We start from the raw sequence: 26318 nt of genomic DNA on the forward strand, positions 1-26318 counted from the left end.
ATCGCCCGGGCGACGTCCCGAGTCATGGTCTCCGGACCGCTGGACTCGGAGTTGGGCATCGTTCCGGCCATCTCGGCAGTGTGCGTTCCCTGCGCTCGATCCCTGATCGATACCATGGTTCCCGGAATCCGTTCAGCCCCGTCCGCCGCGCGACACGCGAGCGAGGAGCCAGTCCAGCCCTGCGGTCGGGAGCAGACGTCTGAGCACACCGAGCAGGTGGGTCGGAAAGGTGACATAATATCGCGCCTTGGGCCTAGGATTCTCCAGCGCGTGGACGAGCTTCTTCAGCACCGCTTCCGGCGGCAGTGTGAAGGGCTGGGCCGCGCCCTCCTTGGTCAGGCGCGCCTCGGCCTGCAGGTAGGCCTCGCGGTGAGGGCTGCTCTCGACGTCGATTCGCTCCCTGAAGGCACGGTACGCATTGTCGCGGAAGCGGCTGAGGATGGGGCCGGGCTCGATCAGCGAGACGCCGATGCCGGTCCCGCGCAGCTCGAGCCTCAGGGTGTCGGTCAGACCCTCCAGGGCGAACTTGCTGGCCACGTAGGCGCCGCGAAAGGGCAGGGCGACCAGCCCCAGGACCGAGCTGTTGTGCACGATCCGCCCCCGTCCCTGGCGACGCATGATGGGGATGACCCGGGAGGTCAGATCGTGCCAGCCGAGCAGATTGGTTTCGAGTTGCGCGCGCAAGGTGTCGCGGCTCAGATCCTCGACCGCGCCGGGCTGTCCGTAGGCGCCGTTGTTGAAGAGTGCGTCCAGGCGGCCGCCAGTGAGCGCCAGGGTCTCCTCGAGACCGCGGCGGATGCTGTCCGGGTCGTCCAGGTCCAGTCGAACCGCGGTCAATCCCTCGTCGGCGAGTCGGGCGACGTCTTCCTGACGGCGCGCCGATGCGATCACCGTCCAGCCGCGCGCGGCCATGCCCTTGGCGCAGTGGTGACCGATCCCGCTGGAACAGCCGGTGATGAGCAGGGTGGGTGCTTCGGCTTGGTGCATGAGTGCCCGGGATGATCGATGGCGTCAGATTGAGGATGCCCCATTAACGCGAATCTCGCCGTCGGCTGCAAGCCGATTCGATATGGATCCAGTCGGCGGGCGGTTTTGGTTTTCGACGCTCGAAGCCCGATGGGCTTCGCGTCTTTGTCCACCTGATGTTTGATTGAGGAACGACCGATGCCATTCTACGAGTATCGTTGCGAGAACTGCGATCATGAATTGGAGGCGATGCAGAAGATCAGCGATCCGCCGCTGACCGACTGTCCCGCCTGCGGCCAGCCGGCGCTGAAAAAGCTCATCTCGGCCGCCGGATTCCGCCTCAAGGGCGGCGGCTGGTACGAGACCGACTTCAAGAAGGGCGGCTCCAAGAAGAACCTGCACGATTCGGGCGAGAAGAAGGATACCGCCAAGTCCGCAAGTGCCGGCACCGGCAAGAGCGACGGCTCCTCCGCCTCCAAGCCCGCCCAGAAGAGCGCCGCCTGATCGTTCGGTCGGGTACCAGCGATGGCTGGCGCCCGGCCGGTTTTTCCCTCGTGCCCGAGATCTCCGTATGGGCTCGACATCCTCGTCTCGGCCGGCTCGCAACAGGCGCCCTAGCGTCGCTTCGTACTTGCGCCAACCAAGTGCTAACAGTAACCTTCCCTGCTTTTTCATGACGATCCCGGCCCATTTCCATGCCGGATCGTCCACCGCTAAAACAGATGGGGCGATAGACCGATGCGCACGCATTATTGTGGAGAGTTGAACAGCAGTCATGATGGCCAGGAGGTGGTGCTGTGCGGCTGGGTTCAACGGCGGCGCGACCATGGGGGCGTCATCTTCATCGATCTGCGTGACCGCGACGGTCTGGTCCAGGTGGTCTTCGATCCGGACCGCGCCGAGATCTTCGCGCTCGCGGAGCAGGTGCGCAGCGAGTACGTGCTCGAGATCAAGGGCCGGGTGCGTCCGCGTCCCGAGGGCACCGTGAATCCGGATCTGCCGACCGGCGAGGTCGAGGTCCTGGGTCTGGGTCTGGAGATCCTGAACGCCTCCGATACCCCGCCGATCCAGCTCGACACCCACTCGGCCGACGCCTCGGAGGAGATCCGTCTGCGCTATCGCTACGTCGATCTGCGCCGTCCCGAGATGCAGGCGCGTCTGCGTACCCGTAGCCGCGTGACCCAGGTCCTGCGCAATTTCCTCGACGCCCAGGGCTTCCTCGACATCGAGACGCCCATCCTCACCAAGTCCACCCCCGAGGGTGCGCGCGACTATCTGGTGCCCAGCCGCACCCATCCCGGCGAGTTCTTCGCGCTGCCCCAGTCGCCCCAGCTCTTCAAGCAGCTGCTGATGATGTCGGGCATGGACCGCTACTACCAGGTCGCCCGCTGCTTCCGCGACGAGGACCTGCGCGCCGACCGTCAGCCCGAGTTCACCCAGCTCGACATCGAGATGTCCTTCATGAGCGAGGACGCGCTGATGGAGATGATGGAGGAGATGATCCGCACCCTCTTCCGCGAGGTGAACGGGATCGAGCTGCCCGATCCCTTCCCGCGTCTGACCTATGCCGAGTCGATGCGCCGCTTCGGCTCCGACCGCCCCGATCTGCGCGTGCCCCTGGAGCTGATCGACGTCGCCGACCTCATGGGCGGTGTCGACTTCAAGGTCTTCTCCGGTCCGGCCAAGGATCCAGAGGGCCGCGTGGTCGCCCTGCGTCTGCCCAAGGGCGGCGAGCTGAGCCGCAAGGAGATCGACGGCTACACCAATTTCGTCGGCATCTACGGCGCCAAGGGTCTGGCCTACATCAAGGTCAACGACTGGGCCGCCAAGGGCCGCGAGGGTCTGCAGTCGCCCATCCTCAAGTTCCTCCCCGACGACGCGGTCCAGGGCATCATGGAGCGCACCGGGGCCGAGGACGGCGATCTGGTCTTCTTCGGCGCCGACAAGGCCAAGGTGGTCAACGAGTCGATCGGCGCGCTGCGCGTCAAGCTCGGCCAGGATCGCGGTCTGATGGAGGGCGAGTGGCGTCCGCTGTGGGTGGTCGACTTCCCCATGTTCGAGCACGATCCCAACAGCAACCGCTGGGTCGCGCTGCACCATCCCTTCACCGCGCCCAAGGAGGAGCAGCTCGACACCCTGGAGCAGGATCCGGGCGCCTGTCTCTCGCGCGCCTACGACATGGTGTTGAACGGCACCGAAATCGGCGGCGGCTCCATCCGTATCCATCGCGACGCCGTCCAGCGCCGTGTCTTCAAGCTGCTCAACATCAGCGACGAGCAGGCCGAGGACCGCTTCGGCTTCCTGCTCAAGGCGCTCAAGTTCGGCTGTCCGCCCCACGGCGGCATCGCTTTCGGTCTGGACCGTCTGGTGATGCTGATGACGGGCGCGCACTCGATCCGCGACGTCATGGCCTTCCCCAAGACCCAGACCGCGGCCTGTCTGCTGACCGATGCGCCGTCCGCGGTGGACGAGGCCCAGCTCAAGGAACTGGCCCTGCGTCTCAGAGCCAAGGCTTGAGGACCGGGATGCGGCGCTTCGAGTTCGGCAGGATGTCGGATCTCGTCGCGGGATCCGACCCCGAGACCCTCGGTCAGGGCGAGGATGCGAGCGCCAAGTCCCATGAGGAACGCAAGCGGCCGCAGTCCGTCTTGGTCGTCATCTGCACCCGTCGAGGCGATTTTCTGCTGCTGCGGCGGACGCGTCCGGCGGGGTTCTGGCAGTCGGTGACCGGCAGCCTGTCGCCGGGCGAGACGCCCAGAAGCGCCGCCGCGCGCGAGGTGCGCGAGGAGACGGGGATCCTGGCCGGTGGCGGGCTGGTGGACATGCGCCGTTCGACGCTCTTTCCCATCATCCCGGCCTGGCGCAGGCGCTATGGCCCCAACATCTGCTTCAACCGCGAGTATCGCTTCGCGCTGGTCCTGGATTCGCAGCGCTTCGTCCGCCTCAATCCGCGCGAGCATCAGGAATATCTCTGGCTTCCGGCCCGCGAGGCGGCGGAGCTCACCGGATCCTGGACCAATCGCGATGCCATCCTGGATCTGGCCGCCGTGCTCGGATGAGACGCATCCTCGGCCGGAATCTATCCGGTCCTTTCGTGGGCCGTCAGGATTCCAGGACCCGCTCCAGATGCTCGACGGCGAAATGCTTGCCGGCGTTGATGGATTTGACGATGTCGCCGATGGAGATGATGCCCAGGATCACCCCGTCGTCGAGGACCGGCAGATGGCGGACCCGCCGCTCGGTCATGACGGCCATGGCCTGATCGAGTTCGAGGTCGGGCGAGACGCAGATGAGGTGCCGGGTCATGATGTCGCGCACCTGCGTTTCCAGGGGCGAGCGCGCGTTGCGCGCCGCGTCCCGGGCATGGTCGCGCTCGGAAACCAGTCCGACCGGACCCGTGTCGTCGATGACCAGAAGGGCGCCGATATGATGTTCGGCCATGAGCCCGAGCGCCTCGTGAACGCTGGCGTCCGGGCCGATCGACCAGACGCGGCTGCCTTTTTCGTCGAGCAGTTCCAGGGCTGTCTTCATGGTTCCTCCGGACGGTCGGGGCCTCGGGCGCGGTGCTTCGGGTCCAGGTCGTGCCTCAGGGTGCCATCCAGTGGTCACGGGTCGGCGGTGTCGGGCGCTGAGACGAGGCGGTGGCCAATCATTCAATATAATTCCGAATGATGTCAGTTCAATAGTCCTCGCGGCCTTTGGCGGTCATCGCGCCGCAATCGCCGGGGCTCGGGACGTTTCTGGCTGGCATTTCGCGCGCGCTCGCCGCATCTATGGGGTCTGGCAACCAGCCTCGCCGCCGGCGAGGGCCACCTTCAGCATTCGTCAGAGAGAAGTCATGCGCCAATCATCGACCGCCGATCTCAACCGCCCAGGTACCCGCAATCTGGGCGCGCTGAGACATCTGATCCGTTTCACCCGTCCCTATGCCAGGCGAATGCTGCTGGCGCTGGTCGCGCTCGTCATCGCCGCCGGCTCGGTGCTGGCATTCGGTCAGGTGATTCGGGTGGTCGTGGATTCGGGGCTGGGGACGGGATCGGCCGAGGCATTGAACCGGTCGCTGATCCTCTTCCTCGGCGTCGTGGTGCTCACCGCCGGCGCCATGATGGCGCGCAGCTATCTGCTCAACTGGATCGGCGAGCGCGTGGTCGCCGATATCCGCAAGGCCGTTTTCGAGCGGGTGCTGGTGCTCGACGTCGGCTTCTTCGAGGCCACCAGGGCTGGCGAGGTCATCTCGCGTCTGACCAGCGACACGGCCCTGCTGCAGGTGGTCGTGGGCTCGACGCTGGCCATGGCGCTGCGCACCTCGCTGCTGATCCTGGGAGGCATCATCATGCTGGCCGTGACCAGTCCGGCCCTGACCGGTCTGGTGCTCCTGGGGCTGCCATTGGTGATCGGTCCGGCCTGGATCCTGGGCCGGCGGGTGCGCCGGCTGTCGCGGAGCAGTCAGGACCGGATCGCGGATGTGGGGGCCTATGTCGACGAGGTCATCCACGGCATCCGCACGGTGCAGGCCTGCTGTCACGAGCCGGTCGACCGCCGCCACTATGCCGGGCAGGTGGAGGCGGCCTTCGACGTCGCCATGGAGCGCTCGGCCAACAGCGCCATCCTCTCCGGCACCGCGACCCTGCTCACCTTCGGTGCGATCGGCCTGGTGCTCTGGGTCGGCGGGCATCGGGTGCTGGACGGTACCTTGAGCGGCGGCGAGCTCTCGGCCTTTCTCTTCTATGCCATCGTGGTGGCCGGTGCGGTCGGGTCGCTCAGCGATCTGGTCGGGCAGCTGCTGCGCGGCGCCGGTGCCAGCGAACGTCTGATGGAGCTGCTCGCAGTCCGGTCGGCGATCGAGTCGCCCGCCGAGCCGCTGTCCCTGCCGACACCGGCGCGCGGCGAGATCGTCTTCGAGTCGGTGCGCTTCGTCTATCCGGCGCGTCCGGAGATCCCGGCCCTGGACGATCTCTCTCTGACCATCGCCCAGGGAGAGCGGGTCGCCCTGGTCGGGCCATCGGGTGCCGGTAAGAGCACGCTCATCCAGCTCCTGCTGCGCTTTTACGATCCGGCCCTGGGAACGATCCGCTTCGACGGGGTGGATATCCGCCAGCTGACCCCAGGCGATCTGCGCCGGCGCATCTCCCTGGTCCCCCAGGATCCGGTCATCTTCGGCGCCGATGCCTGGGACAATATCCGCTACGGCCTGGAGGCGAGCGACGCCGAGGTGCGGTGTGCCGCCGAGGCGGCCCACGCGCTCGATTTCATCGAGCGTTTGCCTCAGGGTTTCGACACCTATCTCGGCGAGCGCGGCGTGCGGCTGTCCGGCGGCGAGCGTCAGCGCATCGCCATCGCCCGCACCATTCTGCGCGATCCCGCGCTGCTGCTGCTCGACGAGGCGACCAGCGCGCTCGACGCCGAGAGCGAGCGTCTGGTCCAGGACGCCCTGGAGCGGCTCATGCACGGACGCACCAGCATCGTGATCGCCCATCGATTGGCCACGGTGCGCAACGCCGACCGTATCCTGGTCCTGGATCAGGGCCGCATCCTCGCCTCCGGCCGGCACGAGGAGCTCATGTCCCAGGGCGGGCTCTATGCCCGGCTGGCGGCGCTGCAGTTCCAGGACGCTCGATGATGTGAGCCGCCAAGACGCAGGGATCGCGCGGCATGAGCAATGAGTCGATCGGCTGGCGGTTGGACTCAAGCCGCCTCGCCGGCCATCTCCTCGTCGACCGTCTTGGCCATGCGCTTGGCGAAATAGAAGATGCGCTTGAGCTTCTCGATGATGTCGATCTCGAGCGTATAGGCGGGGATGCGGTTGGGCTCCTCCGCGACCAGTCGGCGTGCCTCGTGGGCGGCCGCCGACTCGGCGATCCGGGCGATCTCCTGCTTCATGGAGGTGACGGCTCGGGCCGCGATCTCGTTGTTCTGGGCGACCGCCTGCAGGGCGGACGCGAGCGATCGGCCGACCGCGCGATGCAGTCCGAGCAGGACCTCGCGGGTGGGCGGGCTGATGGAGACGCCGGCATCGATCCGCGCTCGGCCGCGCTCCACCAGATCGGTCTCGATCAGATCTCCGATGTTCTCCAGGTCGTTGACCGCGTCGAGCAGACGCAGCAGTTCGTGCGTCTGGTGTTCCGTGAGTGTGGTGCGGCTGATCTTGCCCAGATAGAGGATGATCTGCTCGTGCAGCGTGTCCACGTCGTTGTCCATCAGCTCGATCTCGCGCAGGGTCTGGCGGTTGCCGTTCAGGATGGCGGGCATGATGCGCGTCATCATGGTCTGCACGCTCTCGCCCATGTGCAGGATCTCCAGCCGCACCCGGTCGAGGGCGAGCGACGGGGTGGTGAGCAGTTCCTCGTCGAGATATTTTGCCTGGACGATGAAGGACTGCTCGCCGAGCGGCTTGTCCGGGATCAGCCATTCGGCCAGTCGTGCGAACTGTCCGGCCAGGCCGATGAAGATGAGCGTGTTGGCCAGATTGAACAGGGTGTGGGCGTTGGCGATCTGGCGCGGGACCTCCGCCGCCAGACGGGCGGTTCCCGTCAATTCGGGCCGTGACGGCGAGATCCACTGGACGAAGTGTGCCAGCTGGTCGATGAGCCCGAACCAGAGGAGCACCCCGGCGACATTGAAGAAGACGTGCACCAGCGCGGCCCGCACCGCCTCGCGCGGCTTGCCGATGGAGGCCAGCATGGCGGTGGCGCAGGTGCCGATGTTGGCCCCGAAGGCGAGGGCGATACCGGCTGGCAGGGTGACGAAGCCCTGGCTGGCCATGACGATGGCGATGCCCGTGGTGGCGGCCGAGGATTGGATGAGCGCGGTGAAGACGGCGGCGACCAGGACGCCGACCGCCGGCTGTTCAAGGGTCGTCATGAAGTCGAGGAAGGGCTGATAGGTCCGCAGCGGCGCCATGGCGTCGCTCATGACCGTCATGCCGAAGAAGACGAGCCCCAGACCCATCAGCATGTTGCCGTAGTGGCGGACGGATTCGCGCCTGGTTGCGAAGGGCAGGGCGAAGCCGATGCCGATCATCAGCAACGCCGCGTGGTCGATGCGGAAGGCGATGAGCTGGGCCGTGACGGTGGAGCCGATGTTGGCCCCCATGATGACCCCGACCGACTGGGCGAGCGACATGAGCCCGGCGCTGATGAAGCCGACGACCAGGACGGTGGTGACCGAGGATGAGTTGATGACGGCGGTGACGAAGGCGCCGGTCAGGGCCCCCATGAAGCGGTTGGTGGTCAGTTTGGCGAGGATGTCCTTCATCCGCTCGCCGGCCACGGCGGTGAGTGCTGCCGCCATCTGGTCCATGCCGGACAGGAAGAGCGCCAGACCGCCGAACAGCCCCATGCCCATGACGGTCCAGTCGATGCTGTCGGTTCCCGAGAGCCCCTCGGCGGCGCCGGCGATTGCCGTCAGACCCAGCAGCAGGGCGCCGAGCGCCGGTCTCCACCGGTCGGCGCGGTTCGGGGGCCTCGTCCTCCATCTCATTTGGGGGAGGCCGCCGTGGGTGCGTGCGGCGACTTGACGATGGTGACCGGGATCCGCGCCCGGTGCACCACGCGCTCGGCCACCGAGCCGAGGAAGAGATGCTTGAGCCCGGTGAGGCCCTTGCTGCCCATGACGATCATGCCGACCGATCGCTGGGCGGCGATCTCCAGGATGCGCGTGCTGGGCAGCCCCTTGACCAGCAGCGATTCGGCATCGCTCAGCTCTTTCAGCTCTGGGTGGTGTCTGCCGAGGGTGCGCAGGAACTCGGTCAGCATGTCGGTCGCGCCGTCCTCGATGCGGTGCAGCTGCTTCTTCTTGAGCGCCCGGCTGTAGTATCCGGGCATGGTGGCCGGGTCGTGGACCACATGCAGGATGAGCAGCGGCCTTCGATAACACCTGGAGAGCTCGACCGCGCACAGGAGCGCCGCCTCGGAATGGGTCGAGAAATCGACCGGGACCAGGATCGGTCGCGGATCCGTCGGGTCTGTCATCGTCGTCGCCATCTCCCAGGCATGCTCTCCGATGTCGAGAGTGTACAACCCCTTCCCGACATCAGGAGCCCTATTGGACGACGAAGAAGGCCGGGCGTTCGCGCTCAGCCCTTGAACAGCAGCGGCACCACGTCCTCGAAGCGCGAGGCGAAGTGGACCTCGAATCCCTTGCCGACGTGTTCGGGGACCTCCTCGAAATCGCCCTCGTTGTCGGCCGGCAGGATGATCTCCTTGATGCCGGCTCGACGTGCGGCGATCAGCTTCTCGCGGATGCCGCCGACCGGGAAGACCTCGCCGGTGAGGGTGATCTCGCCGGTCATGGCGATGCGGCGCACCGGTTCGTCGCGGGCGAGCGAGAGCAGGGCGGATGCCATGGTGATGCCCGCCGAGGGTCCGTCCTTGGGCGTCGCCCCCGCCGGCACGTGCAGATGGATGAAGGACTTCTCGAAGAAGGCCGGATCGGCATCGAAGGCTTCCGCGTGACTGACCAGATAGCCGTAGGCGATCTCGGCGGATTCCTTCATGACGTCGCCGAGCTTGCCGGTCAGCTTGAATCCGCGATTGAAGGTGTGTGTGCGGGCCGCCTCGATCGAGAGGGTCGCGCCACCCATGGCGGTCCAGGCCAGGCCGGTGACCACGCCCGGTCCCGAGAGCTTGCGCTCGTCGCGGAAGACCGGGCTGCCGAGATAGTCCTTGAGGGCGTCGCGCTCGACCCGGATCGGCGTCTCCTCGTCCTCCAGCAGACGCACGGCGACCTTGCGCACGATCTTGCCGAGCTGCTTCTCCAGGCGGCGCACCCCAGCGTCGCGCGCATAGCCCTCGATCAGGGCGCGCAGCGTCTTGACGTCCAGCTTGACCGATTTCTTGTCCAGTCCGGCACGCTCGATCTGGCGCGGCAGCAGGTACTTCTTGGCGATCTCGAGCTTCTCCTCGGCGATGTAACCGGAGAGCTTGATGACCTCCATGCGGTCCAGAAGCGGTCCCGGAATGGTGTCGAGCTGGTTGGCGGTGCAGACGAAGAGGACCTTCGAGAGATCGAACCGCAGGTCGAGATAATGATCGAGGAAGTCGCTGTTCTGCTCGGGGTCCAGCACCTCCAGGAGTGCGGAGGCCGGGTCGCCGTGGTAGGAGGCGCCGATCTTGTCGATCTCGTCGAGCAGGATGACCGGGTTCGAGGTGCCGGCGTCGCGCATGGCCTGGAGGAACTTGCCCGGCATGGCGCCGATATAGGTGCGCCGGTGGCCCTTGATCTCGGCCTCGTCGCGGATGCCGCCGACCGAGAAGCGATAGAAGCGCCGTCCCAGCGTATCGGCGATCGAGCGGCCGATCGAGGTCTTGCCGACGCCGGGCGGGCCGACCAGCAGGATGATGGATCCGGCGATCTCGCCCTTGTGGATGCCGACCGCGAGGAACTCCAGGATGCGCGCCTTGACGTCCTCCAGGCCGTAATGGTCGCGGTCGAGCACGCGGCGCGCGCGCTTGAGGTCGAGCTTGTCCTTGGAATGCTTGCCCCAGGGCAGCAGCGTGATCCAGTCCAGATAGTTGCGGGTGACCGCGTATTCGGGCGAGCCGGTCTCCAGCATGCCCATCTTGTTCAGTTCCTCGTCGACCCGCTTCTGCGCCTGCTCGGTCAGGGTCAGCCCCTCGAGTCGTTCCTTGAAGGTGTCGATCTCGGCGGTGCGGTCGTCCTTGGCGATACCCAGCTCCTTCTGGATCGCCTTGAGCTGCTCGCGCAGGAAGAACTCGCGCTGCTGCTTGTGCATCTTCTCCTCGACCGTGCGCCGGATCTTCTGCTGGGCGCGGGCGAGTTCGAGCTCGTTGTTGAGCAGCACCAGCACCTTCTCCATGCGCTGGAGCAGCGGCACGATCTCCAGCACCTCCTGGAGCTGATCCTTGGAGGAGGTGGTCAGGCTGGCGGCGAAATCGGCCAGGTGCGAGGGGTCGTCCGGGCCGAAGCGGTCGAGGAACATGCGCAGCTCCTCGACATAGAGGGGGTTGAGCGGCAGCAGCTCCTTGATGGTGTTGATGACCGCCACGGCGTAGGCCTTGATCTCGCTGCTCGGCGGGCCCTCGGGCTCGGGCAGATAGGCGACCCGTGCGAGGAAGGGGGCGGCGCGGTTGACCCAGCCGGTGAGCCGGAAGCGCTGCAGACATTCGACCAGAACCTGCAGATGGCCGTCCTGCTGATGGATCCGATGGACCCGGCAGGCGGTGCCGATGCCGCGGAAGTTGTGACTGTCGGCCTCCTCGGAGGTCTCGCTGTCGACCAGCACCACCCCGAGGATCTTATGTTCGGTATCGGCGACCGCCTTCATGGTCGGTGCCCAGTGCTCGGCGCTCATCATCAGCGGCACGGCCTGGCCGGGGAAGAAGGGACGCGCGGCGACCGGCAGCAGGTGGATCTCGGTCGGCAGCACGTCGTTGGCGCGGGCGAGCTGGACCGTCGTCTCCGCCACCGTTTCCTGCTCGTGCTCCTGGTCTTCGCTTGCCTGGGTCTCGTCCGTCCGTTCCTCTTCCACCATTACAGCAATGCCTCTCTCGGAAAATATCTGACTATTGGTCCATGAATCTCACGGCTTCGACATGGAATTGCAAGCGGCGTTCGCCAGTCTTGCGTAGCTCGCCACGTCGAGGTTCTCGGCCCTCAGCCCCGGATCGATGTCGGCGGCCGCGAAGGTGGCGGGTTCGATCAGTTTGGATAGACTGTTGCGCAGCGTCTTGCGCCGCTGGCCGAAGGCGGCGGCGACGATGCGGGCGTGCAGCGCCGCATCCTCGATCGGATGGGGGCGCGGATTCAGCGGGCGCAGACGCAGGAAGGCCGAGTCGACCTTGGGGGCTGGATTGAAGGCCCCGGGGCCGATGCGGAACAGGCTGCTGGCGCTGCAGACGCTCTGCACCATCACCGAGAGTCGGCCGTAGATCTTGTCGCCGGGATCCGCCACGATGCGGTCCACCACCTCCTTCTGGAGCATCAGGTGGAGATCCCGGATGCAATCCGCCTGATCGAGGAAGTGAAACAGCAGCGGTGTCGAGATGTTGTAGGGCAGGTTGCCGACGACCCTGAGTCCGCCTTCCGCTCCGACCAGATCGCAGAGCGCGAATCTGAGCGCGTCGACGTTGTGGATGCGCAGATCGCCCAGCGGGCCGAGCCGCGCGCGCAGCGGCTCGATGAGATCGCGGTCCAGCTCGACCACGTCGAGCGTGCCGGCCGCGCTCAGGAGTCCCTGGGTGATGGCGCCCTGTCCGGGGCCGATCTCGACCAGCCGATCGCCGGGTCTGGCGCCGATCGCGGCATGGATGCGCTGGATGACCGTGGGGTCGTGAAGGAAGTTCTGGCCGAAGCGCTTGCGGGGTTGGTGTTCCATCGGGCTAGGGTACCCGAAAGGCCCCTGTCGGCGTAGACCCCGCCATCGTCTTCATCGGCGAGGGGTGAGCCGGCCGCGCGGTGTCTCTCGTCCTCTGCCCCGGCCCGCTCAGGACTCGGCTGGATCGGATGCGCCGATCGGAAGACGGATCGTGAAGCGCGTGCCCTTGCCCGGTTCGCTGTCGACAGCGATCTCGCCTCCATGATCCTTGATGATGCCATAGGAGATCGCGAGCCCGAGACCGGTTCCCTGGCCGACCGGCTTGGTGGTGTAGAAGGGATCGAAGAGCCGGGGCAGGGCCTGGGGGGCGATGCCCTTGCCGTCGTCCTCGATGATGATATGGATCGAGTCGCCCTCGCGGCGGGTGGTCACCCGGATCTCGCCTTGGTCCTCGATGGCGTGCCCGGCGTTGACCAGCATGTTGAGCAGGACCTGATTGAGCTGTCCGGGCGATGCCTGGATCGCGGGGAGTTCCCCGAGATCGGTATTGATCCGGCATTTGTACTTGAGCTCGTTGTTGAGCATCTTGAGTGTCGAGACGACGCACTGATTGGGGTCGATCGGTCCGGATAGCTCGGCCTGGGCCGGGTGCGAGAACTCTCTCAGATTCAGCACGATGTCACGCACGCGCTCGGTGCCTTCCGCGCAGTCTTCGAGCAGCCCCGGGACGTCGTCGCGAATGAAGTCGTAGCCTTGGGCTTCCATCCATCGGCGCAGCGCGTCCAATCGGCTCAGGCGCTCGGACTCGGAGTCGGCCCGGCAGCAGGCATCGTAGTCGTCGATGATCCTGTGGTAGATCTCGACGTATTCGCGCAGCGTTGCCAGATTGCCCATGATGAAACCGATGGGGTTGTTGATCTCGTGGGCGACCCCGGCCGCGAGCACGCCGACCGTGGCCATCTTCTCGGACTGCAGCAGCTTGGCCTGGGTATCCTTCAATGATTCGTAGGCGGTCTGGAGCTCGTCGTTCTTGAACTGAAGCTCCTCGGTCCGCTTGCGGACCCGTTGCTCCAGGGTTTGGTTCAGCTCCTTGAGCTGTCTTTCGTATCTGCTCCGCTCCTCGTTGGTGTGCTTGAGGTTCGCGGCCATGCGGTTGAATGCGCTTGATACCTCGGCGATCTCGTCACGGCCCTTCACCGGGATGGCGATGTCGAAATCGCCCTCGGCCACGCTGCGCGCGGCGGCGCGCAAATTCTTGAGCTGGCCGGTCAGATAGCTGCCGAGGATCAAGGAGAAGAGCGCCACCAGCGCCATCTCGATCGTGGCCAGCGCGGCGCTCCATCGGGTGACCGCCTGGATGGCCTTGGTCACGCCGCCGATGTGCAGACCGATCTCGACGCGGCCGAAGATGACGCCGCCCTCGGCGATGTCGGCCGATGTATCGAAGACGTCGTCGTCGACATGCTCGATGCCACGGTCCGCGACGAAGCGGCCGTCTTCGAGATTGGACAGGTCGCCGGCCTCGGCGAACGGCTGTCCGTCGGGCGCGACCACGCGGGCATAGACCAGATCCGGATTGTGCAGGACCTCGTCGACGAAGGACTCCAGCGAGGCGAAATCGTAGGAGAGCACCGCATCCTTGGTCGTCGCGGCGAACAGGGTCGCGGTGGTCGAGGCCCGTTTCAGCAGACCCTCGTAGTTCGACTCGCGGATGAAGCCCATCATCGTGAGGATGATGACGATGAGCAGCACACCCTCGATCAGGGCGATCCCCAGGATGGTCTTGAGCTGAATCGACATGTGCGGCCGAGCGCGGTGCGGCTAGTGCCGTTCGAGCAGCGCGTCGAGCAGATCGATGTCCAGCGCCCTGACATCGTCCCAGTCGCTGTCTTGCGCGGCCTCGATGCCCTTGAAGCTGATGCCTTCGAGCAATGCACGTCCGCGCGGATCTCGGTTCATCTCCAGGAGCCCCCGCTGCAACGCCTTCGCGACGGTGGGGCCGACCCTGGGGTGGGTTGCGATGGCGTGGGGCGTATAGCCGCGCGTGGTCCAGAGGATCCGCAGCTGCGACCTGACGCTCGGGTCGGTATTGTCGAAGGTGCGCATGATGCCGCCTCCGGCGGCGAAGAAGCCCCGCGCGACGCCCATGTAGACCGAATCGTGCGAGGAGACGTAGCTGGGCTCGAAGGAGATCCCGCGCTGCTTGATCTCGGCCATCGGCAGGACGCTCGCGGCGAAGGCGGCGGGCGAGGGGAAGGCCAGTTTCAGTCCGGCGAGGTCGGCGAGGGTCTCGAGGTCGGAATCCTCGCGGACGACCAGGATGCCCCTGATCTTCTTGTCCGCCTCCTTGGCGATCGCCTCATAACCGGGCCTCCGATGGAAGACGGTGTAGTGGTAGGGGTTCATGTAGGCGATGTCGTACTCGCCCGCCAGGACCCGTTGCTCGAAGGTCGGGATGTCTGGCGCGGTTGCGAACCGGATCCGTTCCCCGGTCTTCTTGCTGAGATAGGTGGTGATGGGTGTCCAGCGCTGAGCCAGCGTCTTGGCCGACTGCTGCGGGACGATGCCGAAGGTCAGCGGCTCGGCGGATACCCCGAGACCGGCTGTCGCACACAGGATGGCGGCCAGCACGAGACGGATGGAGCGCTTCATCGGATGCCTCCTCGAGTGAGTCACGAGTCTGGAATATGTGGGACGGTCTCGCGCCAGTCCAGCTTGCCGGCGATTCGGAGGGGATGATGTCAGCCTTCGTCCCGGCTGACCAGCCTGCTCTTGCGGTGACCTGCCGTGTCGGGTCAGGTCTGGAGGGAGTGCCTGGGCGAGGTCAATTCCACCCAGGCGGCATCCTCGGCCCTGTACCTGGACTGGCTCAGCAGGTCTGGCAGACCTCGTGGGTGAATTGCTCCAGTTTGCGGGTGTCGGCCGCGAACAGCCGGATGCCCTCGGCGAGCTTCTCGGTCGCCATGGCCTCCTCGTTGAGCTCCCAGCGGAAGCTGGGCTCGTCGTAATCGACCTTGGCGATGTCCATGGTCATCGCCTTCTCCGGATCCAGCTTGCGCGGTACCTCTCCATCGGTCGAGGCGAGCTCGCCCAGCAGTGCGGGGGCGATGGTGAGATAATCGCAGCCGGCGAGCTCGAGGATCTCGTCGAGATTGCGGAAGCTGGCGCCCATGACCACGGTCCCATAGCCATGACGCTTGTAGTAGTTGAAGATGCGGGTCACGGACTGGACGCCCGGATCCTCGTCGGCCGGATAGCCGGCGACGTTTTCGGCATGCTTGTACCAGTCGAGGATACGTCCCACGAAGGGCGAGATGAGCGTCACCCCGGCATCGGCACAGGCCACCGCCTGGGCGAAGCTGAACAGGAGGGTCAGATTGCAGTGGATGCCCTGACGCTCGAGCCTGGCCGCCGCCCGGATGCCCTCCCAGGTCGAGGCGATCTTGAACAGGACCCGTTCGCTCGGATCGACGCCGATCTGCTGGTAGAGCTCGGCCAGTCCCTCGGCGCGGCGCACCGTGGCCTCGGTGTCGAAGGAGAGACGGGCGTCGATCTCGGTCGAGACCCGTCCCGGGACGATCTTGAGGATCTCGGTGCCGAAATTGACCGCCAGCTTGTCCATGGTCCAGCGTGCCTGGGCGATGCGGTTCTCGCCTCCTCGCTCCCGGCCGAAGAGTGCGGCATCCTCGACCAGCTCGCGGTACTGCGGCATCTGGGCGGCTTTGTAGAGCAGGGACGGGTTGGTGGTCGCATCCTGCGGCTGATAGTCGGCGATCGCCTCGAAATCGCCGGTGTCGGCGACCACGGTGGTCATGCTCTTGAGTTGCGCCAGTCGGCTCATGGGTCTGCACCTCGCGTTGGAAGGGATGGGGGGGATCCGCTGTGCTCGAGCATCAGACTCCGAACATAGCCTATCTGTATGACGGTTACGACGGACCGAAGTGCGATGCCCGCGGCTCGCGATCCGGTTTCGCGCTCATGCGCCGTCGTTCGCCGCGTGATAAAGGGGACAGTAGATGAATGATTCCAATGGCGTTCAGCCGGGACGCGAGCGGGACGAGCGCGCCGCCGCCGCCGCCAAGCGCATTCTCGGAGACCTGTTCGATACCCTGATCGCCAATGTCGACGGGGCGCGAGACAATCGGGATCCGGAGTGTCTCCACGACCTGAGGGTGGCGACGCGCCGCACCCGCTCGGCGCTGGGTCAGATCAAAGGGGTATTCTCGGAGGAGATCGCCGCGGATTTCAAGTACCGGTTCGCCTGGCTGCAGCAGGTGACGGGCCCGACCCGCGATCTCGACGTCTATCTGCATGCCTTCGACGATTACGCGGCGAGCCTGCCGCCAGCCCTGCGTCCGCACCTCGAGCCGCTGCGCCGCTATCTCGCCAGCCGCTACGACAGCGAGCGCGCCGCTCTGGTCGCCGCCTTGGCGTCCGACGGATTTCGCGGTCTGGTCGAGGACTGGAGCACCTTTCTCGCCGAACCGGTCCCGGACGACCCCGACGAACCCAACGCCGGGCGCGAGATCGGGGCGGTGGCCGACGAGCGTCTCTGGCGTCTGACCAAGCGGGTACGGCGCGAGGCACGTGGAATCCGCGCCTCCTCGCCGCCCGAGCAGCTCCACGAACTGCGCAAGAGCTGCAAGAAGCTGCGTTATCTGATCGAATTCTTCACCCCGCTCTATCCCCAGGCCGATGCGCGCCGGCTGATCAAGTCGCTCAAGCGCCTGCTCGATCATCTGGGCGCCTATCAGGATCTTTCGGTTCAGGTGCATTTCCTGACCGACACGGCCCGGCGGATGCGCGACGCGGGCTGGGCCTCGACCGAGACGCTGCTGGCCATGGGCGCCCTGATCGGCCACCTGCTCTCGCGCCAGCAGGAGACCCGCGAGTCTTGCGAATCGGCCTTGGAGTTCTATCTGGAAGAGGACCACCAGGCGTTCTTCCGCGCGCTGTTCGCCACCGGACGCTGAACGGCGGACCGGTTCCAACGATGTACGACCCGGGAGACTTCATGGAGACGATCGACTTCAACCGCGTGGTCGAGGCGCTCAGCTTCGCCGCGCACAAGCATCGGGATCAGCGGCGCAAGGACCAGGATGCCTCGCCCTACATCAACCATCCCATTGCGCTCATGCGTCTGCTGTCGACGGAGGCGCGGGTCGCGGATCCGGTCGTGCTCTGCGCGGCGCTCCTGCACGACACGGTCGAGGATACGGAGACGATGCCCGAGGAGTTGACCGAACATTTCGGCCGCGAGATCTCTGCGATCGTGATGGAGGTCACCGACGACAAGTCGCTGCCCAGGGCCGAGCGCAAGCGGTTGCAGATCGAGCATGCCGCGGATTTGAGCGAAGCGGCGCGGCTGGTCAAGCTGGCCGACAAGACCTGCAACCTCTGGGACATGGTCAATAGTCCGCCCAGCACCTGGGATCTGGAGCGTCGGCGCGCCTATTTCGACTGGGCGCGCGACGTGGTGGATCGATTGCGCGGCACCCACGCCGGTCTGGAGGCCATCTTCGATGCGGCCTATGCGGCCAAGCCTTGAGGGAACCTAGCGCGCCGCGGTCTTGTCTTTTAGCGCCGATTCGCCGAAAGTCGTCTGCCCGGCATCCGGGGGCGGCTTTCTCGGTCGTTCCAGCCCACTTCGTTCATTCCATCACACTTGAGTCATCCAGCTCACTCAGGAGCCATTTATGGAGCATTTCGGGTTTCCCACGGAAGCCATTCTGATCTTCCTGACAGCCATCGGGCTATCCATCTATCTCGACCTATTCGCCCACAAGAACGTCAAGGAGATCAGCGTCGCCGACGCCGCCAAGTGGTCGATCTTCTGGGTGGCGCTCGCCCTGAGCTTCTACGGTTATCTGTGGCTGCGCTTCAGCAAGGAATGGGCCGACCTCTATCTCGCCGGTTACGCGCTCGAGAAGAGTCTCTCGGTGGACAACCTGATGGTCTTCATGGCCATCTTCGCCTCCTTCGGCATCCGCTCGGGTCTGCAGCACCGCATCCTCTACTGGGGCATCATCGGCGCCCTCGTCTTCCGCGCCATCTTCGTCCTGGTTGGCACCAGCCTCTTCATGGCCAGTCCCTGGGTCGGCTTCGCCTTCGCCGCCCTGGTCGCCTGGAGCGCCGTGCAGATGCTCAAGGCCGGTGGCGGCGAGGAGGAGATCGAGGACTATTCGGACCACTGGAGCGTGCGGCTGACCGGCAGGCTCATGCCCATCTACACCAGGCTCCATTTCGACCGATTCTTCGTCAAGCACCGCGAGCTTCTGGTCAACGGCGACGGCGACGACGTCAAGGATTCGGTCACCCGCAAGGGTCTGGTCTACGCGACCCCGGCCTTCCTCTGTCTGGCCGCCATCGAGACGTCCGACCTGGCCTTCTCCTTCGATTCGGTTCCCGCCGTCATCGCCGTGACCCAGGAGCCGCTGCTGGTCTATGCGGCCATGATCTTCGCCATCCTGGGTCTGCGCAGTCTCTATTTCGTGCTGGCGGCCCTGACGCGCTATCTAGTCCATCTGGAGAAGGCGGTCATCGCGCTGCTCTTCTTCATCGCCGCCAAGATGGTCGTCCAGTCCTGGAATCACGCGATCGGGGATACCGGGATCCATATCAGCCCCTCCGCCAGTCTCCTGATCGTGCTGGGGACGCTCGCCATCGGCGTGATCGCCTCCTTCCTCTTTCCGGAGAAGAAAGAGCCGGCGTAGACCGCTATTGGAGCCGTCAGTCTCCAGCGGCTAGCTCGCAGCGCTTCAGCTGGCGGCTGGCCGCTGGAGGCTGACGGCCAAATCCGAAGAGACCCGAATTTACATCATGGCCGATACAGCCAAGCCCGTGGTCGCCGCATTCGACTTCGACGGCACCATCACCACCAGGGACACCTTCGTCCCCTTTCTCAACCTGGCCTTCGGCCGGTTCACCGTCGGTCTGGCCTTCGCCAGCCTCGCGTTCGAGGGGCTCAAGGTGGGTCTGCGGCTCTCGAATCGCGACCGCTTCAAGGAGAAAATCGTGGCCAGACTCTTCCGCGACCAATCGGTGCCGCGGTTGAGCGCAGCCGGACGCGAGCACGCCAAGCGTATCGTTTCGCTGGTGCGTCCGCAGGCGCTGGAGCGCATTCGCTGGCATCGCGACCAGGGGCATCGTCTGGTGATGGTCAGCGCCTCGCTCGACCTCTATCTGGAGGATATCGCCGAGCATCTGGGCTTCCAGGATCTGCTCTGCACCGCGCCCTCGCGCACCCAGTCGGCCTTCGACGGTGGCCTGGAAGGGCTCAACTGCCGCGGTCCGGAAAAGGTGCGCCGTCTCGAGACGCTGCTCGGCGATCTCTCGGCCGTCGAGCTCCATGCCTACGGCGATTCGGCCGGCGACCGCGAGATGCTGGCCGCGGCCGATCATCCTCACTATCGGCCGTTCGAGTCGGGCTGATGAGGAAGGAGTGCATGCCAGAAATGGTGCCGGTTATCCTGCGCGGACACTGGCACCAAGCGTTGCCGGATACACTGGAGGTACGGAAACCGTACTTCTCGAATATCCTTCTTCGTCTTTGAGGCATAGGCATGCGTGCTGACGAACTGATGCGCCGTATCCGACTCGGTGAGGATTCGACGCTGGAGATGAAGCAAGTCAGGGTGCGTGGCGCCGGCAAGGTCGTCGAGCCGCATGCCGACGGGCTGTCGGACGAGCTGGCGGCGATGGGCAATGCCAGCGGCGGTCTGCTCGTTCTCGGGGTCGACGACAAGACGAAGGAGATTCCAGGGATTCCGCTCGAGGATCTGGATGCCGTCGAGACCTGGCTCACCGCGATCTGCACGGATCGGATCAGGCCGCCTCTGGACCTGGTCACGCGTCATCTCGAGTTGCCCGGTCCGGATGGGGCGCCGCGGCCGGTGATCCTGGCCGAGGTCCCGAAAAGCCTCTGGGTCCACGAAAGTGCCAACGGCTATTTTCGCCGCGTCGGGCACGCCAAGCGCAAGCTGACTCCAGATGCCTTGGCGCGGCTCTTTCAGCAGCGCAGCCAGGCTCGGCTGATCCGGTTCGAGGAGCAGGAGGTCCCGGGATGCGGTTTCGACGATCTGGACGCCCTCTTGCTCCGTCGTTTTCTCAAGCCCGAGCAGGGCGATCCCGCCGATCAGCTGACGCGATTGCATCTGCTGCGGGATGTCGACGGGCAAAGGGTCCCGAGCGTCGCGGGGGTATTGCTCTGTACCCTGGACCCGAGCCGCTGGCTGCGAAACGCCGAGATCATCGCCGTGGCCCATAGCGGGCTGGAGAACGATCCGAACGATCAGATCGACGCGCGCGAGATCCGGGGGCCGTTGGACCGCCAGATCATGGACGCCTTCCACTTCGTCCAGCGCAATATGCGCACCTCGGCCCGCAAGCCGCTCGGCCGGATCGACTATCCCCAGTATCCGCTCGATGCCGTCTTCGAGGCCATCGTCAACGCCGTCGCGCACCGCGACTATTCGCTGCACAGTCAGCGGATCCGTCTCTTCATGTTCCGCGACCGTCTGGAGATCCACTCGCCGGGCACGCTGCCGAACACGCTGTCGCTGGAATCCATGGCCCGGTTGTCCGTTCCACGCAACGAGGTCATTGCCAGCCTCTTCGCCCGCTACTACCCGATCGAGGATCCAGAGCTTGGCCGGAGCTATCTCATGGATCGGCGGGGCTTCGGTGTCGAGCTGATCCTGCGCGAGGGCGAGCGGCTGTCGGGCCGGCCTCCTCTCTACGAGACGATCGGCGATCTCGAACTCTGTCTGACGATCTTTGCCGCGACTCTGCCTGAGGAGCGCGAGGGATGAATCGACCGATCTTCAACGCGCTCGCCGGCCGGCTGTCTCTGCGTCAGCCGAGTCCGTCGCTCGCCGGTCCGGCCACTCGATCGCCTCCCAGAGACGCAGCAGGCGCGCACCTCGATCCGGGTTGATCTGAGCGAGATAGGCGATCCGGCCGCGCAGGTGGCCGCGAAAGTCCGGCAGCCCCGCGCGGTTCTGGGCGGCGGGTCCGGTGCGGATGCAGTTGTGCAGGATGGCCTTGAGGCTGTCGTACTCCCGGCGGGGGAGATTCGGGTGTGCGTTGACCAGGATTCCGGTCAGGGACTGGCGCTGGGCGGCGGTCATAAGCCGGGTCTTGCGGGTGTTGAGCTCGAAGCCCTCCTCCAAGGCGATGCGGGCGACCAGAATGTGAAAGCGCTCGAATCCGTGTCGCAGGCTCTCCGCTCCGGAGAAGGCCAGGTCGTCGGCGTATCGGGTGTAGCGGAGGCCGAGCTTGTCGGCGAGTCCGGTCAGTCTGCAGTCCAGCCGGTAGCAGCAGAGGTTGGCCAGCGCGGGCGAGGTGGGCGCTCCCTGCGGAAGGTGCGGAGAGGCGAGCCGCTGGCGTCGCTCCCAGGGCAGATCGAGGCCGGCCCGGGTCAGGACGTCACGCGAGACGCCGTGGGTGCAGAGTCCGCGCAGGACGCGCGCGACCGGTGCCGGATAGCCGAGACAGCGGAAGAATGCGGTGACCCGCCGGATCGGGACGCTCTGGAAGAAGTCACGCAGATCCATGCGCGCGACGACCGGCTGACCGGTGTGTGGCCGTGCATAGGTCAGACAGGAACGGCCGGCGCGGAATCCGTGTGCGGCGGGATGCGGCTGCGGCGGATCCAGGATCTCGTGGAGGACGCGGCGCTGAAGGCGCTTGAGCCGGGGCTTGGGGATCTCGATCAGACGTGGCCGATCCTCGCGGTGGCGCCACTGGTAGCGGTAGTGACGCAGCGGCTCGCGGGACGCTCGGGCCTGACTGCACCAGAGGTCGCTGAACCAGCCGAGCTCGCCGGGGGAGATGCGCAGCCAGTCCGCCAGGTCGCCGGTGGTCGGGAGCTGAGGGACGTCTGCCGCCATGGCTGGCGGCTGGGCCTCCATGACGTGCGCATCCAGGAGCCATTCGATGTGGGGGCGGGCGTCCGAGCCGCGCTCCAGATGGGCGAGCAGAAGGGCGTCCTGGAGCAGCCAGGACGCGAGCGTTCGTGCCTCCGGCGCATGGTGCTCGCCGAGATCGCGGAGCAGCCTCGCCGCGAGCAGGCTGGCTGGCGGATGCGGCCAGTGCAGCGCCCGCTGGAGGCGATCGGTCAGATCGGGAAGCGCCCATCGCCCCGCCAGCAGCGATGCGGCGAGTGTCTGGATGTCGCGTCTCAGGGTGTTCAAGCCGCATCACCTCCGTCCGATTCGGGGCCGGTGCCGACGGATTGGCGCGGGAGAGGCGGAGCGGCGCCCCGACCCGTCTCGTGGAGGCGCGTGCAGCCCTGCGCGGAGCGCAGGGACGCACGTGCGTCGGAATGCCTGGTTGGGGATCTCCCCCGGGGTAGCCCCGGAGAGGCCGCCGATCGCGGCCGCCTCGGGGCGCCGTCCGCAGCCTCACTCTATGTGGGCGCCGATGGCAGCGTCAACCTTCGGGATTTCCGGCCGCTCAGGAATCGGCTGCGGTACGTGCCACGATGTGCTGGGCCCAGGAGCTGTGGGTCGCTACCTCGCACATGGAGCCGTCGAACTTGAAGACGGCGCGGTCGCCCAGGAGGATGCGGTGGGCGGCCTCCAGGTCGTTGGGCGAGATGTCGAAGGCCGATTCGATCACCGGGATCTGGACCGGATGGATGGCCGTCTTGCCGCAGAGACCGTGGGCGATGTCTTCGCTCAGTTCCTCGCTCAGGATCTCCGGGCGGTCGATATGCTCGAAGACGGGCGCGGTGAGCTGGAATCCGTAGGGCTTGAAGATGGTCACCAGCTGGGCGATGGTGTGGCCGAGCGGGGTGCGGTAGAGGGTGCGGTCGCGCGGGCGGCGGATGCCGAGAATGGAGAGCAGGTCGTTGCCGCCGATGCGCAGCGCCAGGATGCGGTTTCGGTAGCCGCGCTCCAGCATCTGATCGCGCAGCGCGGTCATGCGTCCGGCATCGAAGACGTCGCGCGTCTCCAGGGTCGGCATGCAGAGATGCGGCGAGTCGGCGAGCAGCCCCATGTAGTCGTCGATGTTGCTCAGATCGGTCTTGGGCAGGACGAATCCGTCCAGCTTGTCCACTCCGGGGAGCGCCAGCAGCCTGGCGAGGATGTCCGGATTGCGGGCACGCACGAAGCGCATGGTCTTCGAGCGCGGATTCATGTGGGCCAGACAGTCGCGCAGTCTGTCCAGGCCGAATTCCAGCTCCTCGTCGGCCACGGCATCCTCGGTGCAGAAGATGACCGAGGGCAGCTCGGGCCAGCGTGCCCCGTTCGCGATGTTCAGCAGGTCCTTGTGGGTGACCGGGACGTAGAGCGATCCGCGCAGACGGTATGCCTCGAGCATGTGATAGACCTCCTGTTCAGCGGGCGAATCGCCCGAGCGTCGCGCCGAACAACTGCGAGTTGCGGGGTGTGATGGCGAAATCGCAGGCGGCCATGAAGGCCCCGTCGATCAGGCTGTCGCCGACACCGATGGTCATGAGGGTCTCTCCCGCATCGCTCAGACGCTCGGTCAGGTAGCGCACCGCGTACTCCTTGCCGAGCGTGGCGGGCAGCACGGCCAGGTTGTTGTCGTTGCGATGCAGACGAAAGCGGTCCTGGCGCAGGCTCAGCCAGGGCAGGACCAGATCGCGGTGAAGACGCTCCAGATCTTCGGCACGACCGGAACGGTATTTGGCGACCAGATAGAAGGGGAGACCGAAATCCTCGATGATGCGGATCCGAACCGAGAGCGCCGAGCGGGCGACGAAGGACTCCGCCTCCTCGAGCAGAGCCTCCAGTTCTTCGAGGGTCTCCCCCGAGGCCGCGCGCATCCGCTCCATCCAGCCCGCATCCGGCTCCCCCCGCGGATCCAGGATGACCCCGCCATAGTCGAGGATGCTCCAGCTCCGGAACGGCAGATCCACCCGGCGCAGCGCACCCAGGTTGCGGGCCGTGGTCGGGATCAGGGTGGCGTTGTCGTCCAGAAGCCGCCACAAGGCCTTCTGCCCCTCGGTCATGAAGGAATTGGCCGAGCCATCCTCCAGATAGGCGACCGGGTGCAGATCGGCCTCGGGCGGGCATTTGCGGCGGGTCTGGAACAGTGTGTCGTCCAGATCGAGGAAGACCAGCGTCCGCACGCTCAGGCCAGTTCAAACTCGGCCGGGTCGAGACCCAGCTCCATGGCGATCTTGCGGGCGACGCGCTTCTCGTCGTCGTCGAAGTTGCCGTCGGCGCCGGCGATCGAAATGATGAGGCGCAGGATGAGACGCGAGGCGGAGTCGTTGTTCTTCATCTTGCGGATGGCGTCGTAGGCCTTGGCCTCGCCCAGATCCTTGTCGAATTCGATCTGGGTGACCGCGTTCTGGAAGGACTCGATCAGCTCCTTGCTCGAGAAGACCGAAAGCGGCTCGTAGTTCTCGATGAAGCGCATCATCTTCTGCTTCTCCTCGGAGGAGATGTTGCCGTCGGCCATGGAGATGAGCACGGATCCGCTCACGGCGGCGTTGAGGAAGTCCTTGTTCTTGAACTTCATCGCCTCGTTCTTGAGGTCGCCCGCTTTCTGTTTGAGGTTGTTGAGGAAATCTTGGAAGGCCATGGTGTTACCTTTGGGATTATTGTCGGTGGAATGTGGGTGGCGCTTCGGCCGGTCCGCGTCCAATTTGGTCCGGCCGGGATCGAATTCGTTCACTCCCGCCTGTTCGCGTGCCCTCTTCGGCACCTTTCGGTCCGAGTCCCTGTTCCGAAGGGGCAAGAGACCCGGAATGATCGCTGGTCGCTCGGCGGCCGGATTTTAGCAGAGTCCTCCCGGCGCGGACGCAGATCGGATCCTTCAGCCGCTCAGTCCTTGCGCCCGCGCGCCCATTCGAGGTCCCAGCGGTGGGCCAGATCCATGTCGACATGGCCTCGATAATAGTCCACCAGCTTGGTGACCTTGACCGCGCCGCCCTGATTCTCCAGCAGGGCGATGGCGCACATGGGCCGGTCGTTGCGGTGCGAGTCGAGTCGGACCTCGATCTCCGGTTGTCCCGGCGTCTTGAGCGTGATGAGCGCGTTCGCCTCGGCCCAGTTGGGAGCGCCCTCGTAGATGAAGGCATAGACCAGCACCCGGCGAATGCGGTCCCAATGCCGACCGTTGATACGCAGGTTCTCGCCCTCCGAGCTGGTGCCGGTGCGGTCGTCCGCGTCGAGCGCGATATAGGGCGGGGTGTTGTAGCTGCCGAAGGTGTTTCCAAGTGCCTGGACGGCGCTCTTGTCGCCGTCGATCAGCTCGTAGAGACAGCCGATGTCCAGATCGGTCCGCTTGGGACCGAATCCGCCGAACAGTCCCTTCTTCTGCGGCTGGGGCAGGCTGCGCCATTTGAGATTGATGAGGATCTCGCCGTGGTTTCCGTTGGCCGCCTTCTCCAGGGCCACCGAGTTGCCTCGCTTCTCGAGTGTGATCTTGCTCAAATCCACCGGAGGAGCCTGGGGCTTGGGCGGTTCGGGCGGAGGCGCTGGCGGGGTCTCGGCGACGGTGCCGCCGAAATGGGTGACCAGTGCATCGAGGCCACCGTTGAAGCCCTGACCGAGCGCGCAGGTGCGCCAGACGCCGTCCTTGCGATAGATCTCCAGCAGCATGAGTGCGCGCTCCTGGGCGAAGTCGCCGCCGCTGAAGGCGAAGCGTCCGACCTCGGAGCCGCCGTCCATGAAGCGCACCTGTCCGCTGGCGATCTGCGACATGGTGCCCGCGCCCTCGATGGCCGCGGTGATGGTCAGGCGGGCGATGCTCGCCGGCAGTCGGGAGAGGTCGATCGCGAAGCCGGCGGTGTCGCCCGGCGGCGTGGCGAGCGCGACGCCGCCGCAGGGCGTGCTCGGCTGGTTGAAGAAGGTCATGTAGCGCTCGTCCGAGAGCTTGGCGTCGGCGTCCAGTCCGAAGCAGGCGATGTCGACGATCATGCCCGGCGCGCTCACCGTGACCCCGAGCGTGAAGCGCTGGCCGTTCGGTACCAGGTCGGCGATCTTCGCCCGTTGTCCGCGTGTCAAATTCATCCGCTCGTTACCTCTGTGGATGAGAGTCGAACCGCAAAGATTGCAAAGGGCGCAAAGGCTGAATCCTGTAGGGTGCAATAGCGAAG

At 65.8% G+C, this 26318-nt stretch carries 23 protein-coding genes; 9 read left to right on the forward strand and 14 right to left on the reverse strand.

Going from position 1 to position 26318, the window contains the following annotated elements:
* Positions 1–132 precede the first annotated feature (132 nt).
* Positions 133–987, reverse strand: a complete 855-nt coding sequence (locus tag D779_RS16900) for an SDR family oxidoreductase (protein WP_043756311.1) — start codon at positions 985–987, stop codon at positions 133–135.
* A 177-nt stretch (positions 988–1164) separates the two neighbouring features.
* On the opposite strand from D779_RS16900, the gene D779_RS16905 reads away from it, so the two are divergent.
* From D779_RS16905 to nudB, 3 genes are all read left to right on the forward strand, one after another.
* A complete protein-coding gene (locus tag D779_RS16905) occupies positions 1165–1470 on the forward strand; it encodes an FmdB family zinc ribbon protein (RefSeq protein WP_043756313.1) in 306 nt (101 codons plus the stop codon).
* 234 nt (positions 1471–1704) lie between these two features.
* Entirely contained in the window at positions 1705–3483 is a 1779-nt protein-coding gene (gene aspS / locus D779_RS16910) for an aspartate--tRNA ligase (protein WP_043756314.1), read from the forward strand.
* Positions 3484–3515: 32 nt separating this feature from the next.
* On the forward strand, positions 3516–4025 hold the full coding sequence (nudB, locus tag D779_RS16915) for a dihydroneopterin triphosphate diphosphatase (protein WP_094300804.1): 510 nt from the start codon (positions 3516–3518) through the stop codon (positions 4023–4025).
* A gap of 43 nt (positions 4026–4068) precedes the next feature.
* On the opposite strand, the gene D779_RS16920 is transcribed toward nudB, so the two are convergent.
* Complete coding sequence (locus D779_RS16920; RefSeq protein ID WP_043756318.1) at positions 4069–4497, reverse strand: CBS domain-containing protein; 429 nt, start codon at positions 4495–4497, stop codon at positions 4069–4071.
* Between the two features lie 307 nt (positions 4498–4804).
* Here D779_RS16920 and D779_RS16925 point away from each other — a divergent pair, with 307 nt between their 5' ends.
* Entirely contained in the window at positions 4805–6586 is a 1782-nt protein-coding gene (locus D779_RS16925; protein ID WP_043756320.1) for an ABC transporter transmembrane domain-containing protein, read from the forward strand.
* A 65-nt stretch (positions 6587–6651) separates the two neighbouring features.
* On the opposite strand, the gene D779_RS16930 is transcribed toward D779_RS16925, so the two are convergent.
* From D779_RS16930 to tal, 7 genes are all read right to left on the reverse strand, one after another.
* Positions 6652–8445: a Na/Pi cotransporter family protein gene (locus D779_RS16930; RefSeq protein WP_081763567.1), complete on the reverse strand. Its 1794-nt coding sequence runs from the start codon at positions 8443–8445 to the stop codon at positions 6652–6654.
* A complete protein-coding gene (locus tag D779_RS16935) occupies positions 8442–8936 on the reverse strand; it encodes a universal stress protein (RefSeq protein ID WP_043756361.1) in 495 nt (164 codons plus the stop codon). Before D779_RS16935 ends, D779_RS16930 begins: the two co-directional genes overlap by 4 nt.
* Before the next feature lie 104 nt (positions 8937–9040).
* Positions 9041–11458 (reverse strand): endopeptidase La, encoded by a 2418-nt coding sequence (gene lon / locus D779_RS16940; RefSeq protein ID WP_043756323.1) that lies wholly within the window; start codon positions 11456–11458, stop codon positions 9041–9043.
* 48 nt (positions 11459–11506) lie between these two features.
* On the reverse strand, positions 11507–12301 hold the full coding sequence (rsmA, locus tag D779_RS16945) for a 16S rRNA (adenine(1518)-N(6)/adenine(1519)-N(6))-dimethyltransferase RsmA (protein ID WP_043756325.1): 795 nt from the start codon (positions 12299–12301) through the stop codon (positions 11507–11509).
* Between the two features lie 108 nt (positions 12302–12409).
* Positions 12410–14041 carry a HAMP domain-containing sensor histidine kinase gene (locus tag D779_RS16950; protein ID WP_043756326.1) on the reverse strand — a complete coding sequence of 544 codons (1632 nt, stop codon included), beginning with the start codon at positions 14039–14041 and terminating at the stop codon, positions 12410–12412.
* A 21-nt stretch (positions 14042–14062) separates the two neighbouring features.
* Entirely contained in the window at positions 14063–14893 is an 831-nt protein-coding gene (locus tag D779_RS16955) for a phosphate/phosphite/phosphonate ABC transporter substrate-binding protein (RefSeq protein ID WP_043756328.1), read from the reverse strand.
* 217 nt (positions 14894–15110) lie between these two features.
* Complete coding sequence (gene tal / locus D779_RS16960; RefSeq protein WP_043756329.1) at positions 15111–16082, reverse strand: transaldolase; 972 nt, start codon at positions 16080–16082, stop codon at positions 15111–15113.
* A 175-nt stretch (positions 16083–16257) separates the two neighbouring features.
* On the opposite strand from tal, the gene D779_RS16965 reads away from it, so the two are divergent.
* From D779_RS16965 to D779_RS16985, 5 genes are all read left to right on the forward strand, one after another.
* Positions 16258–17214, forward strand: a complete 957-nt coding sequence (locus D779_RS16965) for a CHAD domain-containing protein (protein ID WP_043756330.1) — start codon at positions 16258–16260, stop codon at positions 17212–17214.
* 41 nt (positions 17215–17255) lie between these two features.
* Entirely contained in the window at positions 17256–17789 is a 534-nt protein-coding gene (locus D779_RS16970) for an HD domain-containing protein (RefSeq protein WP_043756363.1), read from the forward strand.
* 148 nt (positions 17790–17937) lie between these two features.
* Positions 17938–18954, forward strand: coding sequence for a TerC/Alx family metal homeostasis membrane protein (locus tag D779_RS16975; RefSeq protein ID WP_043756331.1), 1017 nt, complete (start codon positions 17938–17940; stop codon positions 18952–18954).
* Positions 18955–19060: 106 nt separating this feature from the next.
* Positions 19061–19672: an HAD-IB family hydrolase gene (locus D779_RS16980; RefSeq protein WP_043756332.1), complete on the forward strand. Its 612-nt coding sequence runs from the start codon at positions 19061–19063 to the stop codon at positions 19670–19672.
* Between the two features lie 131 nt (positions 19673–19803).
* The gene (locus tag D779_RS16985) at positions 19804–21051 is read left to right on the forward strand and encodes an ATP-binding protein (RefSeq protein WP_043756334.1); all 1248 of its coding nucleotides are present in this window, start codon (positions 19804–19806) and stop codon (positions 21049–21051) included.
* Between the two features lie 12 nt (positions 21052–21063).
* Here the strand turns inward: D779_RS16985 and D779_RS16990 are convergent, their stop codons facing one another.
* From D779_RS16990 to D779_RS17010, 5 genes are all read right to left on the reverse strand, one after another.
* Positions 21064–22434, reverse strand: a complete 1371-nt coding sequence (locus D779_RS16990) for a reverse transcriptase family protein (protein ID WP_052348217.1) — start codon at positions 22432–22434, stop codon at positions 21064–21066.
* 262 nt (positions 22435–22696) lie between these two features.
* Positions 22697–23566, reverse strand: a complete 870-nt coding sequence (locus D779_RS16995; protein WP_043756335.1) for an HpcH/HpaI aldolase/citrate lyase family protein — start codon at positions 23564–23566, stop codon at positions 22697–22699.
* A gap of 16 nt (positions 23567–23582) precedes the next feature.
* Complete coding sequence (locus tag D779_RS17000; RefSeq protein ID WP_043756337.1) at positions 23583–24341, reverse strand: HAD family hydrolase; 759 nt, start codon at positions 24339–24341, stop codon at positions 23583–23585.
* 2 nt (positions 24342–24343) lie between these two features.
* Positions 24344–24799, reverse strand: coding sequence for a tellurite resistance TerB family protein (locus D779_RS17005; RefSeq protein ID WP_043756340.1), 456 nt, complete (start codon positions 24797–24799; stop codon positions 24344–24346).
* Positions 24800–25041: 242 nt separating this feature from the next.
* Positions 25042–26232, reverse strand: coding sequence for a TerD family protein (locus D779_RS17010; protein WP_043756341.1), 1191 nt, complete (start codon positions 26230–26232; stop codon positions 25042–25044).
* Between the last annotated feature and the right edge of the window lie 86 nt (positions 26233–26318).

Source organism: Imhoffiella purpurea (assembly GCF_000585215.1).
GTDB classification, from domain to species: Bacteria; Pseudomonadota; Gammaproteobacteria; order Chromatiales; family Chromatiaceae; genus Imhoffiella; species Imhoffiella purpurea.

What these genes read in the sequence shown, in the direction of transcription:
- D779_RS16985 (WP_043756334.1), top strand. Translation starts at nt 19,804, where the DNA reads ATGCGTGCTGACGAACTGATGCGCCGTATCCGACTCGGTGAGGATTCG.
- rsmA (WP_043756325.1), bottom strand. Translation starts at nt 12,301, where the DNA reads ATGGAACACCAACCCCGCAAGCGCTTCGGCCAGAACTTCCTTCACGAC.
- lon (WP_043756323.1), bottom strand. Translation starts at nt 11,458, where the DNA reads ATGGTGGAAGAGGAACGGACGGACGAGACCCAGGCAAGCGAAGACCAG.
- D779_RS16965 (WP_043756330.1), top strand. Translation starts at nt 16,258, where the DNA reads ATGAATGATTCCAATGGCGTTCAGCCGGGACGCGAGCGGGACGAGCGC.
- D779_RS16900 (WP_043756311.1), bottom strand. Translation starts at nt 987, where the DNA reads ATGCACCAAGCCGAAGCACCCACCCTGCTCATCACCGGCTGTTCCAGC.
- D779_RS16950 (WP_043756326.1), bottom strand. Translation starts at nt 14,041, where the DNA reads ATGTCGATTCAGCTCAAGACCATCCTGGGGATCGCCCTGATCGAGGGT.
- D779_RS16905 (WP_043756313.1), top strand. Translation starts at nt 1,165, where the DNA reads ATGCCATTCTACGAGTATCGTTGCGAGAACTGCGATCATGAATTGGAG.
- nudB (WP_094300804.1), top strand. Translation starts at nt 3,516, where the DNA reads ATGTCGGATCTCGTCGCGGGATCCGACCCCGAGACCCTCGGTCAGGGC.
- D779_RS16955 (WP_043756328.1), bottom strand. Translation starts at nt 14,893, where the DNA reads ATGAAGCGCTCCATCCGTCTCGTGCTGGCCGCCATCCTGTGTGCGACA.
- D779_RS17005 (WP_043756340.1), bottom strand. Translation starts at nt 24,799, where the DNA reads ATGGCCTTCCAAGATTTCCTCAACAACCTCAAACAGAAAGCGGGCGAC.
- tal (WP_043756329.1), bottom strand. Translation starts at nt 16,082, where the DNA reads ATGAGCCGACTGGCGCAACTCAAGAGCATGACCACCGTGGTCGCCGAC.
- D779_RS16975 (WP_043756331.1), top strand. Translation starts at nt 17,938, where the DNA reads ATGGAGCATTTCGGGTTTCCCACGGAAGCCATTCTGATCTTCCTGACA.
- D779_RS16980 (WP_043756332.1), top strand. Translation starts at nt 19,061, where the DNA reads ATGGCCGATACAGCCAAGCCCGTGGTCGCCGCATTCGACTTCGACGGC.
- aspS (WP_043756314.1), top strand. Translation starts at nt 1,705, where the DNA reads ATGCGCACGCATTATTGTGGAGAGTTGAACAGCAGTCATGATGGCCAG.
- D779_RS16920 (WP_043756318.1), bottom strand. Translation starts at nt 4,497, where the DNA reads ATGAAGACAGCCCTGGAACTGCTCGACGAAAAAGGCAGCCGCGTCTGG.
- D779_RS16935 (WP_043756361.1), bottom strand. Translation starts at nt 8,936, where the DNA reads ATGACAGACCCGACGGATCCGCGACCGATCCTGGTCCCGGTCGATTTC.
- D779_RS17010 (WP_043756341.1), bottom strand. Translation starts at nt 26,232, where the DNA reads ATGAATTTGACACGCGGACAACGGGCGAAGATCGCCGACCTGGTACCG.
- D779_RS16995 (WP_043756335.1), bottom strand. Translation starts at nt 23,566, where the DNA reads ATGCTCGAGGCATACCGTCTGCGCGGATCGCTCTACGTCCCGGTCACC.
- D779_RS16930 (WP_081763567.1), bottom strand. Translation starts at nt 8,445, where the DNA reads ATGAGATGGAGGACGAGGCCCCCGAACCGCGCCGACCGGTGGAGACCG.
- D779_RS16925 (WP_043756320.1), top strand. Translation starts at nt 4,805, where the DNA reads ATGCGCCAATCATCGACCGCCGATCTCAACCGCCCAGGTACCCGCAAT.
- D779_RS16970 (WP_043756363.1), top strand. Translation starts at nt 17,256, where the DNA reads ATGGAGACGATCGACTTCAACCGCGTGGTCGAGGCGCTCAGCTTCGCC.